At 73.5% G+C, this 15800-nt stretch carries 17 protein-coding genes; 10 read left to right on the forward strand and 7 right to left on the reverse strand.

Annotated elements, in window-relative coordinates; genetic code table 11:
- Nucleotides 1-80: 80 nt before the first annotated feature.
- Nucleotides 81-2585 (reverse strand): DEAD/DEAH box helicase, encoded by a 2505-nt coding sequence (locus PVK74_RS01625; RefSeq protein WP_064447507.1) that lies wholly within the window; start codon nt 2583-2585, stop codon nt 81-83.
- A 61-nt stretch (nt 2586-2646) separates the two neighbouring features.
- Nucleotides 2647-3333 carry a tRNA (guanosine(46)-N7)-methyltransferase TrmB gene (gene trmB, locus PVK74_RS01630; protein ID WP_274478005.1) on the reverse strand — a complete coding sequence of 229 codons (687 nt, stop codon included), beginning with the start codon at nt 3331-3333 and terminating at the stop codon, nt 2647-2649.
- Between the two features lie 79 nt (nt 3334-3412).
- On the opposite strand from trmB, the gene PVK74_RS01635 reads away from it, so the two are divergent.
- Both PVK74_RS01635 and PVK74_RS01640 read left to right on the forward strand, forming a co-directional pair.
- Nucleotides 3413-3994, forward strand: coding sequence for a hypothetical protein (locus PVK74_RS01635; protein WP_043325069.1), 582 nt, complete (start codon nt 3413-3415; stop codon nt 3992-3994).
- A gap of 332 nt (nt 3995-4326) precedes the next feature.
- The gene (locus PVK74_RS01640) at nt 4327-5034 is read left to right on the forward strand and encodes a class F sortase (RefSeq protein WP_274479235.1); all 708 of its coding nucleotides are present in this window, start codon (nt 4327-4329) and stop codon (nt 5032-5034) included.
- Between the two features lie 97 nt (nt 5035-5131).
- Here PVK74_RS01640 and PVK74_RS01645 read toward each other — a convergent pair whose 3' ends face one another.
- From PVK74_RS01645 to PVK74_RS01655, 3 genes are read right to left on the reverse strand one after another with little or no spacing between them, the layout of a single operon-like run.
- Entirely contained in the window at nt 5132-5446 is a 315-nt protein-coding gene (locus PVK74_RS01645) for an antibiotic biosynthesis monooxygenase family protein (RefSeq protein WP_043325067.1), read from the reverse strand.
- Nucleotides 5447-5471: 25 nt separating this feature from the next.
- A complete protein-coding gene (locus PVK74_RS01650) occupies nt 5472-6269 on the reverse strand; it encodes an exodeoxyribonuclease III (RefSeq protein ID WP_043325066.1) in 798 nt (265 codons plus the stop codon).
- Nucleotides 6270-6306: 37 nt separating this feature from the next.
- Complete coding sequence (locus tag PVK74_RS01655; protein WP_043325065.1) at nt 6307-7227, reverse strand: proteasome assembly chaperone family protein; 921 nt, start codon at nt 7225-7227, stop codon at nt 6307-6309.
- A gap of 393 nt (nt 7228-7620) precedes the next feature.
- Here PVK74_RS01655 and PVK74_RS01660 point away from each other — a divergent pair, with 393 nt between their 5' ends.
- The 3 genes from PVK74_RS01660 (at nt 7621) to PVK74_RS01670 (ending at nt 9486) form a co-directional block, all read left to right on the forward strand.
- Entirely contained in the window at nt 7621-8466 is an 846-nt protein-coding gene (locus PVK74_RS01660) for a hypothetical protein (RefSeq protein WP_064447510.1), read from the forward strand.
- A gap of 93 nt (nt 8467-8559) precedes the next feature.
- Nucleotides 8560-8706, forward strand: a complete 147-nt coding sequence (locus tag PVK74_RS01665; RefSeq protein WP_166456378.1) for a hypothetical protein — start codon at nt 8560-8562, stop codon at nt 8704-8706.
- Between the two features lie 39 nt (nt 8707-8745).
- A complete protein-coding gene (locus PVK74_RS01670; RefSeq protein ID WP_069089921.1) occupies nt 8746-9486 on the forward strand; it encodes an EcsC family protein in 741 nt (246 codons plus the stop codon).
- A gap of 44 nt (nt 9487-9530) precedes the next feature.
- Here the strand turns inward: PVK74_RS01670 and PVK74_RS01675 are convergent, their stop codons facing one another.
- Entirely contained in the window at nt 9531-10373 is an 843-nt protein-coding gene (locus tag PVK74_RS01675; protein ID WP_274478006.1) for a GDSL-type esterase/lipase family protein, read from the reverse strand.
- Nucleotides 10374-10473: 100 nt separating this feature from the next.
- Nucleotides 10474-11067: an antibiotic biosynthesis monooxygenase gene (locus PVK74_RS01680; RefSeq protein ID WP_043325061.1), complete on the reverse strand. Its 594-nt coding sequence runs from the start codon at nt 11065-11067 to the stop codon at nt 10474-10476.
- A 164-nt stretch (nt 11068-11231) separates the two neighbouring features.
- On the opposite strand from PVK74_RS01680, the gene PVK74_RS01685 reads away from it, so the two are divergent.
- From PVK74_RS01685 to PVK74_RS01705, 5 genes are read left to right on the forward strand one after another with little or no spacing between them, the layout of a single operon-like run.
- Nucleotides 11232-11495 carry a DUF6343 family protein gene (locus tag PVK74_RS01685; RefSeq protein ID WP_043325060.1) on the forward strand — a complete coding sequence of 88 codons (264 nt, stop codon included), beginning with the start codon at nt 11232-11234 and terminating at the stop codon, nt 11493-11495.
- Between the two features lie 12 nt (nt 11496-11507).
- Nucleotides 11508-12920: an NADP-dependent succinic semialdehyde dehydrogenase gene (locus PVK74_RS01690; protein WP_064447512.1), complete on the forward strand. Its 1413-nt coding sequence runs from the start codon at nt 11508-11510 to the stop codon at nt 12918-12920.
- A gap of 41 nt (nt 12921-12961) precedes the next feature.
- Nucleotides 12962-13927, forward strand: coding sequence for a TIGR03885 family FMN-dependent LLM class oxidoreductase (locus tag PVK74_RS01695; RefSeq protein ID WP_043325058.1), 966 nt, complete (start codon nt 12962-12964; stop codon nt 13925-13927).
- 37 nt (nt 13928-13964) lie between these two features.
- Nucleotides 13965-15545: a Na+/H+ antiporter gene (locus tag PVK74_RS01700; protein WP_187694026.1), complete on the forward strand. Its 1581-nt coding sequence runs from the start codon at nt 13965-13967 to the stop codon at nt 15543-15545.
- Nucleotides 15542-15799, forward strand: coding sequence for a UBP-type zinc finger domain-containing protein (locus PVK74_RS01705; RefSeq protein WP_043325056.1), 258 nt, complete (start codon nt 15542-15544; stop codon nt 15797-15799). Before PVK74_RS01700 ends, PVK74_RS01705 begins: the two co-directional genes overlap by 4 nt.
- Nucleotide 15800: the final 1 nt, after the last annotated feature.

Here is a 15800-nt window from a genome sequence, read left to right on the forward strand (position 1 = left end):
TCTAATCGACGGGTCTGACAATCGCCCAGGGCACGAAAAGGGCCGCCCGGACATCCCGGGCGGCCCTTTTTCGCGTAGTCCTACAGCTGGCCGACGTCGGTGATCCGGACCGCCGCCGCGCCGATCTCGTCGGAGGCGGCGAGGTCGATCTCGGCGCTGATGCCCCAGTCGTGGTCGCCGTCCGGGTCGTCCAGGATCTGCCGTACGGTCCACTTCTCGCGGCCCTGCTCGATCATCAGCAGCGCCGGCCCGCGCGCGTCCGGCCCCACCCCGATCGCGTCGTACGTCTCGAAGTACGGCTCCAGCGCGTCGGCCCAGGCGTCGGCGTTCCAGCCGTCGCCCGCGTCCAGCTCGCCGAGCAGGTCCCAGCGCCGCAGCGCGGCCAGCTCGACGCGGCGGAACATCGCGTTGCGCACCAGCACCCGGAACGCCCGCGCGTTGCGCGTCACCGCCGGGGGCCGGTCGTCCAGCGAGGCGGCCACCTCGGCCACGTCCGACGGGTTGCGCAGCCGCTCCCACTCGTCGATCAGGCTGGAGTCGACCTGGCGGACCAGCTCGCCCAGCCACTCGATGAGGTCGACCAGCTCCTCGGTCTTCGCGTCCTCGGGGACGGTCTGCCGCAGCGTCTTGTACGCGTCGGCGAGATAGCGCAGCACCAGCCCCTCGGAGCGGGACAGCCCGTAGAACTGGACGTACTCGGGGAACGTCATGGCCCGCTCGTACATGTCGCGGACCACCGACTTGGGGGAGAGCTGGTGGTCGGCGACCCAGGGGTGGCCCTGCCGGTACATCTCGTACGCGGACTCCAGCAGCTCCGCCAGCGGCTTGGGCCAGGTCACCTCGTCGAGCAGTTCGAGGCGTGCCTCGTACTCGATGCCTTCGGCCTTCATCGCGGCGACCGCCTCGCCGCGGGCCTTGAACTGCTGCGCGGACAGCACCTGGCGCGGGTCGTCCAGGATCGACTCGATCACACTGAGCACGTCGAGCGCGTACGACGGTGACTCCCGGTCGAGCAGTTCCACGGTGGCCAGCGCCAGCGGTGACAGCGGCTGGTTGAGCGCGAAGTCGAGCTGGAGGTCGACGGTGAGGCGTACCCGGCGGCCGGTCTCGTCCGGCTCGGGCAGCTCCTCGACCACGCCGCCGGCGCGCAGCGCGCGGTAGATGGCGATGGCCCGGCGGATGTGCCGGCGCTGCGCGGCCGGGTCCTCGTGGTTGTCGGTGAGCAGGTGCCGCATCGAGGCGAACGCGTCGCCGGGGCGGCCGATCACGTTGAGCAGCATCGAGTGGCTGACCTGGAAGCTGGACGTGAGCGGCTCCGGCTCGGCCTCGACCAGGCGCTGGAACGTCGGCTCACCCCAGCCGATCGAGCCCTCCGGCGGCTTCTTCTTCACCACCTTGCGGCGCTTCTTCGGGTCGTCACCGGCCTTCGCGAGGGCCTTCTCGTTCTCGATCACGTGCTCGGGGGCCTGCACCACGACCCGGCCCAGCGTGTCGAATCCGGCCCGCCCGGCCCGGCCGGCGATCTGGTGGAACTCGCGGGCCTTCAGCAGGCGCGTCCGCACCCCGTCGTACTTTGAGAGGCCGGTGAACAGCACGGTGCGGATCGGCACGTTGATGCCGACGCCGAGCGTGTCCGTACCGCAGATGACCTTGAGCAGGCCGGCCTGGGCGAGCGTCTCGACCAGGCGGCGGTACTTCGGGAGCATGCCGGCGTGGTGCACGCCGATGCCGTGCCGGACCAGCCGGGACAGCGTCTTGCCGAAGCCGGAGGTGAACCGGAAGTTCCCGATCGCCTGCGCGATCATGTCCTTCTCGGCGCGGGTGCAGACGTTCACGCTCATCAGCGCCTGGGCGCGTTCCAGCGCGGCGGCCTGGGTGAAATGCACCACGTACACCGGGGCCTGCTTGGTCTCCAGCAGCTCCTCCAGCGTCTCGTGCAGCGGCGTGGTCGCGTACGAGAAGAGGAGCGGGACCGGCCGCTCGGCCGAGCGGACGACGGCGGTCGGCCGCCCGGTGCGCCGGCTCAGGTCGTCGACGAAGCGGGTGGTGTCGCCGAGCGTGGCCGACATCAGCACGAACTGGGCCTGCGGCAGCTCGATCAGCGGCACCTGCCACGCCCAGCCCCGGTCCGGCTCGGCGTAGAAGTGGAACTCGTCCATGACCACCTGGCCGACGTCGGCGCGGCGGCCCTCGCGCAGCGCCAGGTTGGCCAGGATCTCCGCGGTGCAGCAGATGATCGGCGCGTCCGCGTTGACGCTGGCGTCGCCGGTGAGCATGCCGACGTTCTCGGCGCCGAAGACCTCGCAGAGCGCGAAGAACTTCTCCGAGACCAGCGCCTTGATCGGCGCGGTGTAGAAGGTCGTGCGGTCGTCGGCCAGCGCCGCGAAGTGCGCCGCGATCGCCACCAGGCTCTTGCCCGAGCCGGTCGGCGTATTCATGATCACGTTCGCGCCGGAGACGATCTCGATGACCGCCTCCTCCTGATGGGGATAGAGGTTCAGGCCGCGCTCGGACGCCCAGGAGGCGAACGCGTCGTAGAGGGTGTCGGGATCGGCGGTCTTCGGCAGCGCGGCGGTGAGAGTCATGGCGGCTCCCATCGTGCCTGGATCACACCGCGCCGCGCCAACCGGGTTCAGCGCAACGGGTTCAGCGCCGCAGGTGGATCAGGTCGAAGACCTCCCGGCCCGCGGTCAGCGCGCGGCGCTCGAACTTCGTCACCGGCCGGTGCGCCGGACGCGGCGCGTAGCCGCCGTGTACGTCGACCAGCTCCGGGTCGGCGGTGAGCGTCTCGCGCATCGACCCGGCGTACTCGGCCCAGTCCGTCGCGCAGTGCAACGTGCCGCCCGGCGCCAGCCGGGACCGCAGCAGCGCCACGTGCGCCGGCTGAATGATCCGCCGCTTGTGGTGGCGTGTCTTCGGCCACGGGTCCGGGAAGAAGACGTGCACCGCGTCCAGGCAGCCCTCCGGCATGGCCCGGACCAGGTCCAGGGCGTCGCCCTCGGCCACCCGTACGTTGTCCAGACCGTGGCGTTCCACCAGGTCGAGCAGGTTGGCGATTCCCGGCGTATGGACCTCGACCGCCAGATAGTGTCGGTCCCGGTCGGCCGCCGCCATGGCGGCGGTGGCGTCGCCCATGCCGGAGCCGATCTCCAGCACCAGCGGCGCCCGCCGTCCGAACAGCGCCGCCGGATCGCACGGCCCGTCGAGGGCGGCGATCCTGAGGCCGTACGCGGGCCAGAGCCGGTCCAGCGCGTCGCGCTGCCGGTCGCTCATCCGCCCGCGACGCGGATGGAAGGTGCGGATGCGGGCGGCGGGAAGGTCGGTGAGGGTCACAACGAGCCGAGCCTAGCCCGGATCGGATGTGATGTGCGGCCGGGGGTGAGAGGATTCATCCCGTACGCCGGGAGGGGTCATGGGGTCGTTCAGGGTACGTGAGGCGCTGCTGGTCGCGGTCGCCGCGTGCGCCGCCCCGCTGGTCGGCGCGCTGCCCGCCCAGGCCGCGCCGCGCGCCGCCGAGCCGGTGCCGGAACAGCCCCCGGCCGACGTGATCTTCGTGGAGGTCACCCCGGGCACCGTGTCGCCCGGCTACCTGGTCGGCATCCGGGCGAGCTGCCGGAACAACACCGTGCCGGCGATCGTCACCTCGGACGCGTTCGGCAAGATCCAGGTGCAGCCGCAGCGCGGCCTGCTCACCGCCACGCCGATGGTGCACGAGCGCACCCGGCCCGGCAACTACCGGGTCAAGCTGGAGTGCCCGGGCGGGGAGACCGCCTCCACCATGCTCCAGGTGGTCAAGCAGGGGCAGCCCACCCGGCAGCCGACCCACCCGCCCAGTCACCTGCCCAGCCGCGGCCCGGCGACCGGGTTCGGCGGCACGGCCGGTCCCGGCCTCGGCGGCCTGCTGGTGCCGGTCGGACTGGCAGTGACCATGGTCGGCGCCGGGCTCGGTGTGGCCGCGTCCCGCCGCCACGCCCGTGGCGCCGCCGGACGCTGAGGCCCGCCATGGCCGAGCACTTCGTCCCGCCGCCCGCCGCATCCCGGCGCTCCGGCTGGCCGTTCGTGGCTCTGCCCCCGCCCGCCGCGCCGCCCACGGGCTCGGCCCGGCCGTCCCGGGCCGGGCCGCCCGCCGACGCCGCCCGGTTCTCCAGGGCTGATCCGGCCGCCGCGCCCCGGACCGGCCCGCGCTCGGGGAGTGGGTCTGCCGCCGGGACGGGTCCGTCCGCCGGGACCGGATCGTCTGCCGTGCCGGTCTCCGGGTCGCGGCCGTGGATGCCGCCGCCCGCCGCGTCGCGACCGTGGTATCCGCCGTCGGCCGATCCGCCGGCCCTGCGCCCACGCCCCGCCGGGCCGCCGCCTGTCGAGCCGCCACCGGCATCGCCGGGCGGGCGGGGCCGGGGCCGGGGCTCCTGGTCGAAGCCGCTGGCAGTGGTGCTGGTGCTGGTCGGTGTGTTCGCCACCGGGGCCGGGCTGGGGCGCACAGCCGGGCCGTTCGACTTCGCCGACGCGTCGACCGAGTCGAGCGGATCGGGCGGTTCGGGCGCGGCGGCGGCCCCGGCGAACGCTGCCGCTCCGGCCCGGAAGCCGGCGAGCCGGCCGGTACGCCTGGCGGTGCCGGCCATCAAGGTCAACGCGCCGGTCACCCCGGTCGGGCAGGCGAAGGACGGCTCGGTGGACGTGCCGCCGCTGACCGAGCACGACCAGACCGGCTGGTACGACAGGGGAGCGGTGCCGGGCGATCCCGGCCGGGCGATCATCGTGGGCCACGTCGACACCAAGAGCGGCCCGGCCGTGTTCTACCGGCTGCGCTCGCTCAAAACCGGCGCGCGGATCCAGGTGACCCGCGCGGACCGCAGCGTGGTGACGTTCAAGGTGGACAGCGTCGAGTACTTCGACAAGTCGAACCTGCCGGCCGCCCGGGTCTACGGCGACTCAGGTCCGGCCGAGCTGCGCCTGATCACGTGCGGCGGCGAGTGGGTCGGCGGCCGCACCGGCTACCAGGACAACGTGATCGTCTTCGCATCCCTGGCATCCTGACGGGCCACCGCCCCGTCGATCATGAGGTTGGCGGTGACAAAACGGACGTCGAGCGCCGCTAACTTCATGATCGACGGAGAAGGGGGATGGGGAGGGGTCAGGGCTTGGCGGGGACCTGCTGGACGACCTCGAACTCCAGCAGGTTCGCGCCGGTGGCGACCGGCTTGCGCGGCTCGCCGCCCTCGGCGTGCGCGGCCCGGGACGGGCCCTGCGCCCACGCCTGGTACGCCTCCTCGCTCTCCCAGCGGGTGTACACGAAGTAGCGGCTCTCCCCGGCGACCGGGCGCAGCAGCTCGAAGCCGAGGAAGCCGGGGGAGTTCTCCACCGCGCCGGCCCGGGCCGCGAACCGCTTCTCCAGCTCCTCGCCGGCGCCGGGCGGGACGTCGATCGCGTTGATCTTCACGACTGCCATACGTCCACCCTAACGAGCCTCGGACTCAGAACGTCTCGACGGCCGGCGTCAGGTCGGCGTCGACCACCACCGGGGCGTGGTCCGAGGGACCCTTGCCCTTGCGGGCCTCCCGATCCACGTACGCGGAGCGGACCGCGCGGGCGAACGGCGCGCTCGCGTACACCAGGTCGATCCGCATGCCCTTGTTCTGGTGGAACATCCCGGCCCGATAGTCCCAGTACGTGAACGGGTGCGGCCCCTTCATCGGCGTCGGCACCACGTCCTCCAGCCCGAGGTCACGCAGCGCGGCCAGGGCGGCCCGTTCGGCCGGGGTGACGTGGGTGGAGGTGGCGAACAGCGCGGGGTCCCAGACGTCGGCGTCGGTGGGCGCGACGTTGAAGTCGCCGCAGACGGCCACCGGCAGGGGCCCGGCGACCTCCGGTTCCAGGGCGTCGCGCAGCGCCGCGAACCAGGCCAGCTTGTACGCGTAGTGCGGGTCGTCCGGCGTGCGGCCGTTCGGCACGTACACCGACCAGACCCGCAGCCCGTCGCAGGTGGCCGAGATGGCGCGGGCCTCGGGTTCGGGGAAGCCGGGCTCGCCCGGGAAGCCGACCGCCACGTCGGCGAGCCCGACCCGGGACAGGACGGCGACGCCGTTCCACCGGCCGTCGCTGTGGCTGGCCACCTCGTAGCCCAGCTCGCCCACCTCGGCGACCGGGAACGCCCCGTCGGGGCACTTGGTCTCCTGCAGGCACACGACGTCGGGTTTCGTGGTGGCCAGCCAGTCGAGCAGCCGGGGCAGGCGGGCCTTCACCGAGTTGACGTTCCAGGTCGCCAGGCGCATGGCCCCAGCCTGCCGCATCGCCGCCCGTCCCGCCGCCTCAGCGCTCCGGGGTGTCGCCGGGGCGGGTCTGCTCGGCCAGGAAGCGCTCCAGCTCGGCGCCGAGCTCGTCGGCGGTGGGCAGCGGACCGGTCTCGCCGGCGAGCAGGCTCTTCTCGCCCCGGCCGCGGGCGAACGCGTCGTACTGCTCCTCCAGCGCCTGCACCAGCGTGGCCGCCTCCTCGGTCTGGGTGACCTGGCGGTCGATCTCCACCCGGACCGCCTCGGCGGCGGTGCGCAGGTCCTCGACCGGCAGCAGCAGGCCGGTGCTGCGGGACACGGCGGACAGCAGCGCCTCGGCGGCGGCCGGGTACTCGGCCTGGGCCACGTAGTGCGGCACGTGCGCGGCGAAGCCGAGGGCGTCGCGGCCCTGCTCGCCGAGGCGGTACTCCAGCAGGTGACCGACGCTGGCCGGCACCTGCACCTTCTGCAGCCACGGCTCGTGGCCGGCGATCAGGTCCTTGCGCGTGGCGTGCGCGGTGACGCCGCTGGGCCGGGTGTGCGGCACCGCCATCGGGATCGAGTTGAGCCCGACGGTGAGCCGGACGTCGAGGCGGGCGCAGAGGCCGGCGACGGCGGCCACGAAACGCTCCCACTGCAGGTCCGGCTCGGGGCCGGTGAGCAGCAGGAACGGGGTCTCGTCGTCGTCGCGCAGGAGGTGCAGCTCCAGCGCCGGGGCGTCGTAGTCGGCCCAGTGGTCCTCGACGAACGTCATCACCGGGCGGCGCGAGCGGTAGTCGAAGATCTGGTCGACGTCGAAGCGGGCGATCGTCCGGGCGTCGAGCGAGGTGAGCAGCTGTTCCCGGGCGAGCCGGGTGGCGTTGCCGGCGTCGACGAAGCCGGTGAGCGCCTGGATCAGCACCGGCTGGCCGAGCTCGGGCAGCTCGTCGGTGAGTTCGTAGAGCTCGTGTGGATCGAGCACCGGTGGGGTCCTCCCTGTCGACGCGTACGGGGGAGCGCCGAACGTGCGGTCTCCCCGGTTCGGCAAACGTACCGGGGGGTGTGGTCCATTCCGTTACGGACACCTCTGATGCCCGGATGGTGATCACGATTCGGCTACGCCCCGGTCCGGCGGCCGACATCCGGATCGTCCGAACGGACGAGTTAGTCGATCATCGGGCGGGAGCGGGACATCTACGAGGTTCGTGCCGGGAGAGTTTCGGCGCGTGGCCGGCGGGTGATTCGCCGGGTTCCCGAGGTCTGTCGTCGGCTGGGCGCGGCAGGCCGCGAGTGTCCGGCCCGGGTCGGCCGAAGTGTGGCGAGGGCCACTCAACAGGCCTGGGTGATCCCGGTTTGCCCTGCCTAGCCTCGTCGGATGCGTAGCGACGGCACCCTCGACGACCCGTTCGGCCCCGGCCGCCCGGCTGACCGTTCGGACGATACCCCCTCCACCAACCGTTCGACGAGGCTCCAGGGACTCTTCCGGCGTACCCGCTTCTGGGCCCCCATGAACCCCCGGCCCGGCCGGACCAGGCTCGCGGTCGCCACCGGCGCGGCCTGCTGCCTCGGCCTGGTCGGCGTCAGCCAGGCCGGCTTCGGCGCGCCGGAGCGCGCCGCCGCCCCGGCGCCCTCGGCGGAGGTCGCCGAGCGCGCGGAGGCCGACGTCGCCTCCCGCGCGAGCGCCCGCCCGACCACCGCGCCGACCACCGCCGCCCCGTCCGCGACGGCGAGCCCGAAGGCGACCGCCAAGCCCAAGCCGAAGCCGACGAAGACGGTCCGGCAGATCGTCCCGGTCGCCGGCCTGGACCGGACCCAGATGAACAACGCCAAGAAGATCGTGCAGGCCGGCAAGGAGATGGGCGTGCCGCGCCGCGCCCTGGTCATCGCGGTGGCGACCGCCATGCAGGAGAGCACGCTGCTCAACTACGCCAGCGGCGTGCTGCCCGAGTCGCAGAACTACCCGCACCAGGCCATCGGCTGGGACCACGACTCGGTCGGGCTGTTCCAGCAGCGGCCGAGCAGCGGCTGGGGCACCGTCGAGCAGCTCATGGACCCGGAGTACGCGACGAAGGCCTTCCTGTCCGCGTTGGAGGAGATCCCCGGCTGGCAGGACCTGCCGCTGTCGGTGGCCGCCCAGGCGGTGCAGATCTCGGCGTTCCCGGACGCGTACGCCCAGCACGAGTGGCGGGCCGGCGAGGTGGTGGCCGAGATCCTGGGCTGAGCCGGACGAGTGGTTGCCGAAGGGTCGATTCGGGTATCACGGGGCTTGCCGGTCCCAGGTACACATGAAGGGGACCGCGGGACGGAGGACACCATGTCGCTGATGCAACGGATCACCGCCTTCCTGCGGTCGCCGCGGGGCCAGCAGTTGGTCGACCGCGGCCGGCGTGAGATGTCCAAGCCGGAGAACCAGGCCCGGCTGCGGCAGATCGCGACCCGGCTGCAGTCGCGCCGGCGCTGACCCGCGTCACCCCCGCCGCACGAGCCCCCGGAGCCCTTCGTGACCGACCCCGCCCCCGTCGGGGAGCCCGACGCCGTCCCCGCCGCCCCCGCCCCGCCGGTGGACGCGCCCGAGGCGCCACCGGCCAAGCTCTGGGACCGGATGCGGGAGGACCCGCAGTACGCCCCGGAGCACCTGGCCCTGGAGGCGGTACGCCGGCTCGGGCCGGAGGCCGCGCAGTGGGCGGCCCGGGAACGCGCCCTGCGGCCGGACGCGCCGCCCGAGCAGCTGGCGGACCAGGCGGTCCGCAAGTTCGTCAATCACGCCCGGCTCTCCGGCGCGGTCTCCGGCGCCGCCGGGCTGCCCGGCGCGGTGATCGACGTGGGCGTGCTGGCCTGGACCCAGGCCCGGCTGGTGCTGCACGTGGCGGCCGCGTACGGCGCCGACCCGACGCACGTCGACCGGGCCACCGATCTGCTGGTGCTCCAGCGGGTGCACAAGGCCGCCCAGACCGCCCGCCTGGCGCTCGGGGTGGCCGCCGGCCGGGAGCGGGCCGGCGCGTTGTTCGGCGCTGCCGCCGATCGGGCGCTGGGCCGGGTGATGCTCCAGCTCGGTGTCCGGCTGGCCCGGATGGCCGGGGTACGCGCCGCCAAGCGGATGTTCGCCAAGGTCGTGCCGGGCGCCGCGATCGTGCTCGGCACCTGGGCCAACTCGTCGGCCACGAAGGAACTGGCCGACCGTACGCGCGCCCTCTACCGGGCCGGTGGTCCCCGGCCGCTTCCCGGCCCGCGTCAGCCCTGACCCTCCTCGGCCCCGGGCCCGTCCGTCCGGGCGGCCCGCGCCGGTCAGCTCGCCCAGCCGGACGCGTTCCAGGCCACCTCGGCCAGCTGGCCCTGCCCGGCCGCGTTCGGGTGGAACCAGTCCAGCGCGTTCACCTGGTCCAGCGTGAAGCGGTGACGGTGCACCGCGCCGCCGTCCCAGCGGCAGCGTGACCCGTACGCCCGGCAGGCGGCGCGCAGTTGTCCGTCGTACGCCTCGATCCGGTCCCGGACGCGGGCCCGGCGGGCCACCGCGGCGGGCGCGGTCGACGTGGCGTCTGCGAGCAGCGCCGGGCAGACGCCACGCGACCAGGCCCGCACGGCGCGGGGCTCGGTGTGCCCGATCTGCCAGAGCCGGTGCAGGTCCGGGATGCTGACCATCAGCACCCGGGCCTTCGGCCGGCCGTCGCGCAACACGCCGAGCGCCGCGTCGACCTGATCGCGGAAGGTGGCGACGGGCGTCATGTCGTCGATGTCGCCCCGGCAGGCGTCGTTCGCGCCGATCAGCACGGTGACCAGGTCGGCCTTGTCGCGTACCGCGGACCGGGCCTGGCCGGTCAGCGCGGACGCGCGGGCCCCGGGCGCGGCCCGGTTGTACGCCCGCAGGCCCGGCGCGTCGGCGCGCAGCCGCCGGTAGATGCTCTCCACCCGCAGGCCGTCCCCGGTCGACCAGGAGTTGCGTTCGCAGCTCACCAGCACCAGGCAGGAGCCGTAACCGGTGCTGACCGAGTCCCCGAGCGCCGTGAGGACCCGGGGCTCGCCGGGGCGGGGTGTGCCGGAGGGCCGGGGCGACGCCTCGCCGGAGCCGTCACAGGCGAGCGCGACGAGCGCCGCCAGGCAGGCCAGCGCGGCGATCCAGCGTCGAGGCATGGGTTCCCCCGTCGGGCGGCGGCAACGGGCGCGTCGACCCTATGCCCCGGCGGGGTCCCGGAAGCGGTTCTGTCGGCTATCAGGCATAGACCACTGTCGTTCACATCTGTCGGGTCGGCGCCGGCCGGCCGTGCAGCCACCGGTGCAGCAGGCGGGTGATCCGGGGCAGCACCAGGTAGGTCATCAGCGGGGTGAGCACGAGCGTCATCAGCAGCGTCCGCCCGGCCAGCGGCACGTCGGCGAGGAACCGGGCGGTCAGCAGCGTGGCGGCCAGGCTCAGCGGGAAGAACGCCAGCCAGATCGTGACCGCCTGCTTCCAGCGCGGCGGCGCGGCCGGCTCCGGCTCGCCGAACGTCTCGACCACGTGGTCCACCGGCGGGTCGAACCAGCCCTCAATGCCGGTGCGCCGCTCGACCCGGGTGTGCTCGACGATGCCCTGCGCCGAGCTGAGCCACCAGCGCCGCTGCGGCGAGTCCTCCCACCCGCGCAGCGTGTCCGCGTCGGCGAAGCGGTACATCACGTGCCACTCGCCGGAACCGGGGGCGCTGCGGACGAAACCGGCGCCGAGGAAGCCCGGGAAGCTCTCCGCGAGCGCCGTACCGGCCCGCATCCACGCCACCACCTCGTCGGTACGCGCGGGGTCGGCGCGCCGGGACACGGCGACGGTCACGGGTACGGCCTGCGTCGTGGTCATGCCATCCTCTCCACCGGCCCGCGGGATCTCCGCCGGAAACCGGCACCCCGAAGTAACGCACCCGCCCGCAGCGCGCATCCGGCGACCGCCCGCCGGGTGTCCCGGATCACCGGCGTTCCCGCCCCGGCCGGTTATCCCCGCCCGTGCCGGGGTAGGCCCCAGGAATGACCCGATCACAACCCCGGCGCGCCCGCGGCACGGTCGGCCACGCGAACAGCGCCCTGAACCTGCGGCTCGTGCTGGCGACGTTCGGTCTGGTCGTGATGACCGTCTTCGCGGTGCTCGCGTTCGCCGCCGGCATCGCCTGGCTGGGCGTGGTCTGCGCGCTGCTCGCCGTGGTGGCGGTGGTCGACCTGGTCGTGATCCAGCGCCGCCGCGCCGCGCGCCGCCGGGAGGAGCCGGGCGTGCGGCACTCGCTGTTCGAGTGACAGGAGGACGACATGCCCATCGCCACCACCAATCCCGCCACCGGACAGGTGCTCAAGACGTACGACGCGATGTCGGACGAGCAGATCGACGCCGCGATCGAGCGGGCTGACCTGGCCTTCCGGCAGTTGCGTGAGACCACCATCGCGCAGCGGGCCCGGTGGCTCACCGCCGCCGCCGACCGGCTCGACGCCGAGCGCGACGAGACGGCCCGGCTGATGACCACCGAGATGGGCAAGACGTACGCCGCCGCCAAGGCGGAGGTCACCAAGTGCGCCACCGCCTGCCGCTTCTACGCCGACAACGCGCCGGCGATGCTCGCCGACGAGCCGGCCGACGCCGCCGCGGTCAAGGCCAGGCGGGCGTACGTGCGCTACCAGCCGATCGGCCCGGTGCTCGCGGTGATGCCGTGGAACTTCCCGCTGTGGCAGGTCATGCGCTTCGCCGCCCCGGCCCTGATGGCCGGCAACACCGGCCTGCTCAAGCACGCCTCGAACGTGCCGCAGACCGCGCTCTACCTGGAGGACCTGTTCCGGCGGGCCGGGTTCCCCGAGGGCGCGTTCACCACGCTGCTGGTCGGCTCCGACGCGGTCGACCGGATCCTCAGCGACCCCCGGGTACGCGCCGCCACGCTCACCGGCAGCGAGCCGGCCGGCCGGTCCATCGCCCAGATCGCCGGCCGGGAGATCAAGAAGACGGTGCTGGAGCTGGGCGGCAGCGACCCGTTCGTGGTGATGCCCTCGGCCGACCTGGACACCGCCGCCGAGGTGGCCACCACCGCCCGCTGCCAGAACAACGGTCAGTCCTGCATCGCCGCGAAGCGGTTCATCGTGCACACCGACGTGTTCGACGCGTTCGCCGAGAAGTTCGCCGCCCGGATGGCGGCGCTGCGCGTCGGCGACCCGATGGACGACGGCACCGACGTCGGCCCGCTGGCCAGCGAGCGTGGCCGCGACGAGGTGCACGCCCAGGTCACCGACGCGGTGGACCAGGGCGCGACGGTGCTCTGCGGCGGTGAGAAGCCGGCCGGGGACGGCTGGTACTACCCGCCGACCGTGGTCACCGACCTGCGCCCGGAGATGCGGATGTGGTCCGAGGAGGTGTTCGGGCCGGTCGCCGGGCTCTACCGGGTCGGCTCGTACGACGAGGCGATCGAAGTGGCCAACGGCACCAGCTTCGGCCTCGGCTCCAACGCCTGGACCAACGACCCGGCCGAGCAGGAGCGCTTCGCCGTCGACCTGGACGCCGGCAACGTGTTCATCAACGGGATGACCACGTCCTATCCGGAGCTGCCGTTCGGCGGCGTGAAGAACTCCGGGTACGGCCGCGAGCTGTCCGCCGCCGGCATGCGCGAGTTCTGCAACACCAAGACCGTGTGGATCGGCGAGGGCCAGGCCGGCGCGGGCGCCGGCGCGCACTCCGAGTAGACGCGATTGGCCGGACGCCGTCACGGGTAGGAGTGCCCACCATGACGGCGTTCGGCTTCCACGCATCCCACGAGCAGATCCACCCGGCCCGGCTGCTGGAGGCGGTGATCCACGCCGAGCGCGCCGGCTTCGACGCGGCCATGTGCTCCGACCACTTCTCGCCGTGGAGCGAGCGGCAGGGCCAGTCCGGGTTCGCCTGGTCCTGGCTCGGGTCCGCGCTCCAGGCCACGAACCTGTCCTTCGGCGTGGTGAACGCGCCCGGCCAGCGCTACCACCCGGCGATCATCGCGCAGGCCATCGGCACGCTCGGCGCCATGTACCCGGGCCGGTTCTGGGCCGCGCTGGGCACCGGCGAGGCGGCGAACGAGCACATCACCGGCGAGGTCTGGCCGCGCAAGGACGTCCGCTCCGCGCGGCTGCGCGAGTGCGTCGACGTGATCCGGGCGCTGCTGGCCGGCGAGGAGGTCAGCCACGACGGCCTCGTCACAGTGGACCGGGCGAAGCTGTGGACCCGGCCGGAGGAGCCGCCCGCGCTGGTCGGCGCCGCGGTCAGCGTCGCCACCGCACGCTGGTGCGCCGAGTGGGCGGACGGGCTGATCACCGTCAACGCGCCGGTCGAGCACCTGCGCCGGATGATCGACGCCTACCGGGACGCGGGCGGACGCGGCCCGCTGCACCTGCAGGTGCACGTGAGCTGGGCGCCCGAGCAGGCCGAGGCCGAGGCGATCGCGTACGACCAGTGGCGCAGCAACGTGTTCGCGCCGCCGGTGTGCTGGGACCTGGAGACCCCCGAGCACTTCGACGTGGCGAGCGCCGACGTGCCGATGTCGACGGTCGCCGAGACCGTGAACGTCTCCGCCGACCTGGGCCGGCACATCGGCTGGCTGGAGGAGTACGTGGCGCTGGGCTTCGACCAGATCGCGCTGCACCACGTCGGGCAGGAGCAGCGCGCGTTCATCGACACGTTCGGCGCGGAGGTGCTGCCGAAGCTGCGCTCCGCCGCCTGATCACACATCGACGCCGCGGCGCATAGGCTCGACGCTCGTGGATGCTCTGTTCGAGGTAGTGGTCTTCCTGGCCATCGCCACGTTCGGCGCGGCGCTGGCCCGCAAGCTCGGCCTGCTCGCGCCGATCCTGCTCGTGGTGCTCGGTCTCGCGCTGTCCTTCCTGCCGTTCTTCCCGCACGTGCGGCTGGACCCGGACCTGGTGCTTGTGGGCATCCTGCCGCCGCTGCTGTACGTGGCGGCGGTGGAGACGTCGGTGCCGGCGTTCCGGCTCAACCTGCGGCCGATCCTGCTGCTCGCCGTCGGGCTGGTCATCTTCACCGCGTTCGTGGTGGGCACCGTCGTGCACTGGTTCCTGCCCCACCTGCCGTACGCGATCTGCCTGGCGCTGGGCGCGGTGGTGGCGCCGCCGGACGCGGTCGCCGCCACCGCGGTGGCCCGCCGGGTCGGCCTGCCCCGGCGGATCGTCACCATCCTGGAGGGCGAGAGCCTTGTCAACGACGCCACCGCGCTGGTGCTGCTGCGGGTCGCGATCGTCGCGGCGACCGCCACCACCGGCGGCGTCGGGTTCGGCGACGTGGCCCGGGAGGTGGTGGTCGCGGCCGGCGGCGGCGTCCTGGTCGGCCTGCTCGGCGTGGTGGTCTTCGGCTTCCTGCACAAACGCGCCACCGACCCGGTGCTGGACAACGCGCTGTCGCTGATCGTGCCGTTCGCCGTGGTGTTCGCCGCCGAGGAGATCCACGCCTCCGGGGTGGTCGCGGTGGTGGTGACCGGCCTCGGCATCGGGCACAAGCTGCCCACGCTCATGTCGGCCGCCTCCCGCCTGCAGGTGACGGCGTTCTGGCGGCTGATCCGGTTCCTCCTCGAAGGACTGGTGTTCCTGCTGGTGGGCCTGCAGCTGCCAGAGGTGGTACGCGACCTGGAGGAGCCGCTCGGCTCGCTCGTCGCGATCACCGCCGCGGTGCTGGCCGCCGTCTTCCTGGCCCGGTTCGTCTGGGTCTTCCCGGCGACCTACCTGGCCCGGCTCGTGCCCCGGATCCGTCACCGTGACCCGGCGCCGCCGGTGCAGTTCCCGGTCGTCATCGGCTGGGCCGGCATGCGGGGCGTGGTGACGCTGGCCGCCGCGCTGGGCCTGCCGCTCACCCTCGCCGGCGACACGCCGTACCCGCGCGCGCTGCTGATCTGGCTGGCGTTCGCGGTGATCGTCGCGACGCTGGTCGGGCAGGGCGCGACGCTGCCGTGGCTGGCCCGGCGGCTGCGGCTGCCGCCGGACGACCCGGTGCAGGACGCGCTGTCCGCCGCCGGGGTGCAGCAGCGGGCGAGCCGGGCGGCCCGGGAACGCCTCGACGAACTGGCCGGGGGCGCGCCGGAAGCGGTGGTGGAGCGCCTGCGTGGGCTGACCACCACCCGGGCCAACCTGGCCTGGGAACGGCTCGGCGGCACCGAACGGGAAACCCCCTCCCAGGCGTACGCGCGCCTGCGTCAGGAGATGATCGACGCCGAGCGGGAGGTGTTCCGGGCCGCCCGCGACTCCGGCCAGATCCCGGAGGAGGTGCTCACCCGCGCCTATCGTGACCTGGATCTGGAGGAGTCACTGCTGCGACAGGAGGTCGTCGAATGAGTTGCCGGCACCTGGCCGAGGCGGGCACGGCCGAGCCCGCCACCACCACCGAGTGCCCGGACTGCGTGGCGATCGGCAACCCCGACTGGGTGCACCTGCGCGCCTGCCTGACCTGCGGGCACGTGGGCTGCTGCGACTCGTCGCCGTACCAGCACGCCACGAAGCACTTCGAGTCGGCCGGGCATCCGGTGATGCGGTCGGTCCAGCCGGGGGAGTCGTGGCGCTGGTGCTTCGTGGACGAGGAGATCGGCTGAC

Source organism: Micromonospora chalcea (assembly GCF_028768405.1).
Classification (GTDB): Bacteria; Actinomycetota; Actinomycetes; order Mycobacteriales; family Micromonosporaceae; genus Micromonospora; species Micromonospora chalcea.

Excerpts from the sequence above, each read along its gene's own strand:
- PVK74_RS01625 (WP_064447507.1), bottom strand. The coding sequence starts at position 2,585 with ATGACTCTCACCGCCGCGCTGCCGAAGACCGCCGATCCCGACACCCTC.
- PVK74_RS01660 (WP_064447510.1), top strand. The coding sequence starts at position 7,621 with ATGCGTAGCGACGGCACCCTCGACGACCCGTTCGGCCCCGGCCGCCCG.
- PVK74_RS01645 (WP_043325067.1), bottom strand. The coding sequence starts at position 5,446 with ATGGCAGTCGTGAAGATCAACGCGATCGACGTCCCGCCCGGCGCCGGC.
- PVK74_RS01635 (WP_043325069.1), top strand. The coding sequence starts at position 3,413 with ATGGGGTCGTTCAGGGTACGTGAGGCGCTGCTGGTCGCGGTCGCCGCG.
- PVK74_RS01690 (WP_064447512.1), top strand. The coding sequence starts at position 11,508 with ATGCCCATCGCCACCACCAATCCCGCCACCGGACAGGTGCTCAAGACG.
- PVK74_RS01680 (WP_043325061.1), bottom strand. The coding sequence starts at position 11,067 with ATGACCACGACGCAGGCCGTACCCGTGACCGTCGCCGTGTCCCGGCGC.
- PVK74_RS01685 (WP_043325060.1), top strand. The coding sequence starts at position 11,232 with ATGACCCGATCACAACCCCGGCGCGCCCGCGGCACGGTCGGCCACGCG.
- PVK74_RS01695 (WP_043325058.1), top strand. The coding sequence starts at position 12,962 with ATGACGGCGTTCGGCTTCCACGCATCCCACGAGCAGATCCACCCGGCC.
- PVK74_RS01665 (WP_166456378.1), top strand. The coding sequence starts at position 8,560 with ATGTCGCTGATGCAACGGATCACCGCCTTCCTGCGGTCGCCGCGGGGC.
- PVK74_RS01705 (WP_043325056.1), top strand. The coding sequence starts at position 15,542 with ATGAGTTGCCGGCACCTGGCCGAGGCGGGCACGGCCGAGCCCGCCACC.
- PVK74_RS01675 (WP_274478006.1), bottom strand. The coding sequence starts at position 10,373 with ATGCCTCGACGCTGGATCGCCGCGCTGGCCTGCCTGGCGGCGCTCGTC.
- PVK74_RS01650 (WP_043325066.1), bottom strand. The coding sequence starts at position 6,269 with ATGCGCCTGGCGACCTGGAACGTCAACTCGGTGAAGGCCCGCCTGCCC.